The sequence below is a fragment of the Streptomyces sp. HSW2009 genome, from assembly GCF_040240285.1.
Lineage (GTDB): Bacteria > Actinomycetota > Actinomycetes > Streptomycetales > Streptomycetaceae > Streptomyces.
This window is the reverse complement of record NZ_JBEHZD010001155.1, coordinates 1-449: the sequence shown is the minus strand read 5'-3', so window position 1 is coordinate 449 and position 449 is coordinate 1. Positions and strand designations below refer to the sequence as shown.

The 449-nt window shown below is 80.0% G+C and carries 1 pseudogene; it reads left to right on the top strand.

From position 1 onward, the window contains the following. Nucleotides 1-163 precede the first annotated feature (163 nt). A pseudogene (locus AAHZ94_RS35005) lies at nucleotides 164-449 on the top strand (hypothetical protein); the annotation flags it as partial.

The window sequence follows — 449 nt, the reverse complement described above, 5'->3', positions numbered from 1 at the left end:
GGACCGCGGGTGCCGCGCCGCTCGCCGGTGTGGTGCGTCCGCGGCAGCCGCTGGACGACCTGGTGGAGCACACCCCGGCCCACGCCGACCGGCGCCCGGTGGGCAGCGGCGCCGCGCACGGCCACCGCGACCACCACGGGCACCACGCTCGGGGGCCGGCCAGGTGCGCGGCCTGAGCAAACCGGCTCCCAGCAAGACCTTCCTGTTCACCGGGGGCGTGGTCGCGGCGCTGGCCACGGCCGGCCTGGGGCTGGCCGGGTGCAACTCGGGCAGCGACGGAGTACGGAAGGAGGGCGAGGCCCAGCACGACGCGGTCTCCCGCACCAGCGCCTCGCCCAGCACCACCAAGCCCACCGCAAGCCCGGCCGACAAGGTGGACGGGGGGGGGCGGGTGAAGCGCGCCCCCGCGGGGGGGCGGGGGGGCAGGGGGGGCCGCGCGCCCGGGGGGG